This is a genomic window from Bacillus sp. FG16 (genome assembly GCF_057809515.1).
In genome coordinates this window covers 1-5,802 of sequence record NZ_JBMDKC010000175.1, presented here as the reverse complement: position 1 = coordinate 5,802, position 5,802 = coordinate 1, and the positions used below count along the sequence as shown (strand labels likewise).

General features: G+C 39.6%; 5 protein-coding genes and 1 pseudogene. All 6 read left to right on the top strand.

The genetic code is table 11. The annotated features are described in order from the left end of the window. Nucleotides 1-89: pseudogene (locus ACODS7_RS30825) on the top strand (HK97-gp10 family putative phage morphogenesis protein); the annotation flags it as partial. Further along, complete coding sequence (gene gp17 / locus ACODS7_RS30820) at nt 86-445, top strand: tail completion protein gp17 (RefSeq protein ID WP_243169124.1); 360 nt, start codon at nt 86-88, stop codon at nt 443-445. The pseudogene ACODS7_RS30825 and the gene gp17, both read left to right, overlap by 4 nt. Beyond that, nucleotides 446-1,036, top strand: a complete 591-nt coding sequence (locus ACODS7_RS30815; RefSeq protein WP_023523292.1) for a major tail protein — start codon at nt 446-448, stop codon at nt 1,034-1,036. Between the two features lie 46 nt (nt 1,037-1,082). Next, nucleotides 1,083-1,400, top strand: a complete 318-nt coding sequence (gene gpG, locus ACODS7_RS30810; RefSeq protein WP_242316643.1) for a phage tail assembly chaperone G — start codon at nt 1,083-1,085, stop codon at nt 1,398-1,400. Between the two features lie 220 nt (nt 1,401-1,620). Further along, nucleotides 1,621-5,472 (top strand): phage tail tape measure protein, encoded by a 3,852-nt coding sequence (locus tag ACODS7_RS30805; protein ID WP_243169125.1) that lies wholly within the window; start codon nt 1,621-1,623, stop codon nt 5,470-5,472. Between the two features lie 14 nt (nt 5,473-5,486). After that, the coding region (locus tag ACODS7_RS30800) for a distal tail protein Dit (RefSeq protein ID WP_488828400.1) at nt 5,487-5,802 on the top strand (316 nt) is incomplete at its 3' end.

Genomic DNA, 5,802 nt, shown 5'->3' with positions numbered 1-5,802 from the left:
TTATAGAACCCGGTTTTAACGCTTCTAAAGCGGATGCGGTACGTGCTATGACAGACATCTTAAAGAATGAGATGAGGCTGAATGTATGATAAATTTACGACCTGAAATCGTGCAAGCTCTTGAAAATAATCAGGAGCTTGTTTCCTTATTAGGCGGAAGACGTGTTTATTATCGTAAAGCTAAAAATGCTGAAGAGTTTCCACGGATTACATTTTTTGAATTAGATAATAGACCAGATGGGTTTGCGGATAATGATGAAAGTGAAAGTGAAATCACATTCCAAATCGATATTTGGTCAAAGAGTAGTACAACAGCAATTCATCAAAAAGTGAATGAAATCATGAAAAGGATTGGTTTCTCACGTTATGCGGTTGCTGATTTATATGAAGATGATACACAAATTTTTCATTATGCGATGCGATTCGCAAAAGGAGTGGAGTTATAGATGGCCGGAGAAGTGATTAAAATTAGTTCAACTGTCGGTGTAGATAGCCTTGTTTACGCTAAGTTATTGAAAGATGATGCAACAGGTGTTGACTATAGTGCAGTGAAAGAAATGGAAGGCGCTGTAAAGATTAAAACTTCTAAAAAGGTAGCTTCGGAGATTATGTGGAGCGATAATAAAAAATCAGAAATTGCTGAGTCTGATGGGGAAGTAGAAGTAGAGATTGAACTTCGTAGTATTTCATTATCAACAAAAGCAGATATTGAAGGGTATCCAGAAGTGAAAGACGGTGTATTAGATGAGAGACGCGAAGGTGAAAAGCCTTATTTAGCAATTGGATGGCGTTTCTTAAAGGCTAATGGAAAATATCGATATGTTTGGTTATTAAAAGGGAAGCTTTCACAAGAGGAAGAAGAAGGCGAAACGAAGAAGGATAAACCAAACTTCCAAACAACGAAACTCAAAGGTTCATTCATTGAACGTGATTTTGATGATAGACCAAAATTTACAGCTGATGCGGATGAACCTACATTCACAAAGGCTATTGGTGATGGATGGTTTACAGCAGTATATGGCAAACAAACCAAGTAAAAGGGAGCAAAAGCTTTCTCTGTTTTATTAACGAGGAGGAAAAAACATGAAACTAACACTAATGATGAATAAAGAAAAGAAAACGTTTCATTTACCGGAGTTCATTCCAGCGCGTTTGATTCGTCAAGCGCCTGAGCTTGCGGATATTCCAAATAACCCTGGTCCGGAGGACATGGATAAAATGGTTCAATATGTAGTAAAAGTGTACGGTGAACAATTTACATTGGATCAATATTGGGATGGTGTAGATGCTCGCAAGTTCTTATCGACCACGACAGAAGTCATTAATGCCATAATCAACGAAACGGTAGAAGCGGCTGGTGGTACATCAGGAACTGGAGAAGAAACAAACCCAAACGCATAGAGGGAGGAGGGCTCACGTTCACTGAGTTTATGGACGAGCTCTACCTCTCTTTATTACGTCAGGGGTATAAACACCATCATATCGATAACGAAATGGATATCTGGCATTATTTAAGGCTAAACCAAAAGTATCGAGAACAAGATTATTACAATAGTGGGAACCAACATTCAAATGAAATAGAAGTTCTAGCAGAAAACATGATCTAAAGAGGGGGAAGATGATGGCAAATGAAATGAATAATTTAGTCGTTAGGCTGTCCCTTGATAATGTGAATTTTCGTCAAGGTATAGCCAATTCAGGACGTGCCGTAAGGACATTGCAGAATGAATTGAAATCAATCAGTACTGGTATGGGTGGTTTCGCTAACGCTAGTGATCAAACGCGTGCTAAAACAGATGCACTTAACAGACTAATTGAAGCACAAAAAGAGAAAGTAAGAGCATTAAGACAAGCCTACAATCAAAATAAGGCTACATTAGGTGAAAACGATGCAGCAACTCAACGATACGCTGCACAGGTCAATAAGGCGGTCGCTGATTTAAATCGTTTTGAAAATGAATTAAAGCAGGTAAACCGCCAAGCGGAACAAAAAGGAATGAATCAGTTAAACAACTCTTTAAAAGCCTTACAAGCTGAATTCCAGTCCGTTACAACAGGCATGAGCGGCTTTTCTAACGCAACTGAACAAACACGAGCTAAAATTGACGTTTTATCTCGTGTGGTAGATAAACAGAAAGAAAAGATTCGAGAACTTCAATCAGCGTATAATCGGGCCAAGGCGGAAGAAGGAGAAGCGAGTCAATCCGCACAGCGATATGCCGAGCAAATTCATCGGGCAACAGCTGAACTGAATCGGTTTGAAACGGAATTACAGCAATCAAATCAAGAATTAGAGCAACAAGGCAATCGTCTATTGAACTTCGGTAATCGCATGGAAAGCTTGGGTAATCATTTACAAAATGCTGGTATGCAAATTGGCATGGTGTTTGGCGGAATGACGTATGCAATAGGTCGAGGGCTAAAATCAGCTGTCGAAGAATCGATGAACTTCGAGCAACAGATGGCTACCATAAGGGCTGTATCGGGTGCGACTGGACAAGAGATGAGTAAACTCTCTAAATTAGCTGTAAAGTATGGGGAAGATACAAAATATTCTTCTGTTGAAGCTGGAAAAGGGATTGAAGAATTAATAAAAGCCGGCGTTAGTTTAACGGACATCATCAATGGTGGATTAGAAGGGGCTCTAAACTTAGCGGCCGCAGGTGAACTAGAACTAGGAGAAGCAGCAGAAATTGCTTCTACCGCCTTAAATGCATTTAAAAAGGATGGCTTGAGTGTTACTGATGCCGCTAACTTACTTGCAGGGGCCGCCAACGCTTCAGCCACTGATGTACATGAATTGAAATATGGTCTATCAGCTTCCGCGGCGGTTGCGGCAGGAGCTGGTATGACATTTAAAGATACAGCAACAGCTTTAGCCGTATTCGCTCAGAATGGGTTAAAAGGATCAGATGCAGGTACGTCATTAAAAACAATGCTCATGAGGTTAAATCCATCTACGAAAGAAGCGTATAACAAGATGGCAGATTTAGGGCTTATCACATATAACGCGCAGGCTGGATTTGATTTCCTCGTGAAAAATGGTGTTACGCCAGCATCTAGAAGTGTAGGAGACATCGAGGTTGCGCTAGAAAAGTATGTCATGCAAACGGAAGGGGTAACGAAATGGAATGATAAGTGTGATACAACATTCCGAGAGTTAGCTACCAGTTCCGCTTTCTTATCGTCGAAATTCTATGATCAACAAGGGAAAATTCAAAGCTTAGAACATATATCTGGCATTCTGAAAGAATCCATGAAAGATGTAACAGATCAGCAAAGAAGTATGGCGTTAGAAACATTATTCGGATCAGACGCAGTTCGTGGCGCAACGATTTTATTTAACGAAGGTTCACAAGGTGTAAACAAAATGTATACGGAAATGTCTAAAGTAACCGCTTTGGAGACGGCTAACACGAAAATGAACACGTTGAAAGGCCGTATCGAACAATTAAGTGGAGCGTTTGACACCATGAAAAAAACAATTGGTGATGCGCTTGCCCCTGTGGTTAGTGCTTTTGTCGCTGGGTTGCAGAAGCTTGTGGATGGATTTAACTCATTACCAGGGCCAGTACAAAAGGCGATTGCCATTACAGGTGGTATTGTTCTTGCGATAACCGCTATTGTCACAGTTATAGGGGTATTTCTTGGAGCTGTTGGAATGGTTGTTTCAGGTATCGGTGCTTTATCTTTAGCCTTAGCGCCAATTGGTGGAATTGCTGGAGCGGCAGCTGGAGCAGTTGGATTTTTAGGAAGTGCAATAGGGCTATTACTTGGTCCGGTTGGATTGGTAGCAGCCGCTCTTATCGGGACTGGAGTTGTTGCATATAAAGCATATCAAAAAGCAACGGAAGACAGTATTGCTTCTGTAGATCGCTTTGCTACGAGTACAGAGGGGAAAGTAAGTTCTTCCACAAAGAAAGTGCTAGGTGAGTATTTCAAGTTATCTGATGGTATTAGACAAAAGTTGACTGAAATGAGATTGAATCATGAAGTGATAACAGAAGAACAGTCACAGAAGTTAATTGGACAATATGACAAGTTAGGTAACACGATTATAGAAAAAACAAATGCAAGACAACAAAAAGAAGTGGAGGGACTGAAAAAGTTCTTTGCGGATTCTTATGTGTTAACCGCGGAAGAAGAAAATAAGCGGATGGAACAAATGAATCAACATTACGAGCAAGAAAAGCTAAAAACACAAGAAAAAGAAAACAAAATTAGAGAAATTATTCAAACGGCAGCAAATGAAAAGCGTGAATTCACTACATCTGAAAGGATTTCCTTACAAGCTTTACAAGATGAAATGGATAGAACGGCTATTCAGCATATGTCGGCAAATCAGATGGAGCAAAAAGTTATTTATGAAAACATGAGGGTACAAGCAAGTGAAATTACAGCTAGACAAGCAGCAGAAGTTGTTGAAAATAGTGCCAAAGCAAGAGATAAGGTTATTGAAGATGCAAAAAAGACTCGTGATGATAAAATTGCCTATGCGATACGTTTGCGAGATGAATCAGGAACACTGAACAAAGAAGAAGCTGATGCAGCTATTGCGGAAGCGAATCGTCAATATAATAGCACAGTTTCTACAGCGCGAGATAAGCATAAGGAAATTGTGAGTGAAGCAAAATCCCAAGCTGGGGAACATGCAAATCAAGTGGATTGGGAAACGGGTCAGATAAAATCCAAATACCAAGTCATGAAAGATGATGTCGTTCAAAAGATGAAAGAAACCTGGTCAGGTATAACAAAATGGTGGGAAGAAACAAAAACTTCAGCAAGCAACAAGGTAGAAGAGATAAAAAATACAGTTTCAAGGAAATTTGAAGAAAAGAAAAAAGCTGTCGTTGATAAAATGAGAGAAATAAAGAGCGATATTGAAGATAAGTGGAATACAGTTGAAAAATTCTTCAGCACGATAAATCTACGTTCCATTGGTAAATCCATTATAGAAGGTCTTGAAAAAGGTTTGGATGATGCGACAGGTGGTTTATATAGTAAGGCGAAAGGCATTGCTGGAGAGATTAAAAAAACTATTTCTGGAGCGCTAGAAATTAACAGTCCATCTAAAGTGATGATTCCAGTTGGTAGTGCAGTTCCAGAAGGTGTTGGCGTTGGTATGGATAAGGGGAAACGATTTGTTGTGGATGCAGCAAATAATGTAGTTGGAACGGTTAAGAAACAGATGGGGAATATGCCATCTGTTTTTGATTTTGGATTCCAAACTTCGCATTATAGTATCCCACATCATACACTTGGTGATTTCAATGGTTATACGCAACCACAATCACCTTATAACAACGCACCTACAGCAAAAAATATGTTCTCTGATAGATTAGGCAGAGAACAAGAACTGAATGTAACGGTAAATATGACAAACGTTTTAGATGGAAAAGAACTAGCAAGCGGAAGTTACGCATATACGACAAAGCTTCAAGAGCGTGACCAAAAAAGAAGAGCGGAATTTTAAGGGTGGTGGGCATGTTGGGGAAACTCAGTTTTACTTTTAATAAGATTAGAAAAGATTATGTTCAAATGCTAGTTGGAAGAAAGCGCCCTTCATGGGCTCCAATAAAAAGAAGATTGGTAAGAGTCCCTCATCGTGCAGGGGCTCTTTTTCTTCATACCGAAACGGAGGAACGACGTATTGATGTTCCTCTTGTGATTAAAGCGAAAAAAGATATGGCTGATTTACAAAAGGTAAAAGAAGATTTAGCGGATTGGCTATATACAGAGCAACCAGCCGAACTTGTTTTTGATGATGAATTAGATAGGACGTATCTAGCATTCATTGATGGTT

What these genes read in the sequence shown, in the direction of transcription:
- ACODS7_RS30805 (WP_243169125.1), top strand. Translation starts at nt 1,621, where the DNA reads ATGGCAAATGAAATGAATAATTTAGTCGTTAGGCTGTCCCTTGATAAT.
- gp17 (WP_243169124.1), top strand. Translation starts at nt 86, where the DNA reads ATGATAAATTTACGACCTGAAATCGTGCAAGCTCTTGAAAATAATCAG.
- ACODS7_RS30815 (WP_023523292.1), top strand. Translation starts at nt 446, where the DNA reads ATGGCCGGAGAAGTGATTAAAATTAGTTCAACTGTCGGTGTAGATAGC.
- gpG (WP_242316643.1), top strand. Translation starts at nt 1,083, where the DNA reads ATGAAACTAACACTAATGATGAATAAAGAAAAGAAAACGTTTCATTTA.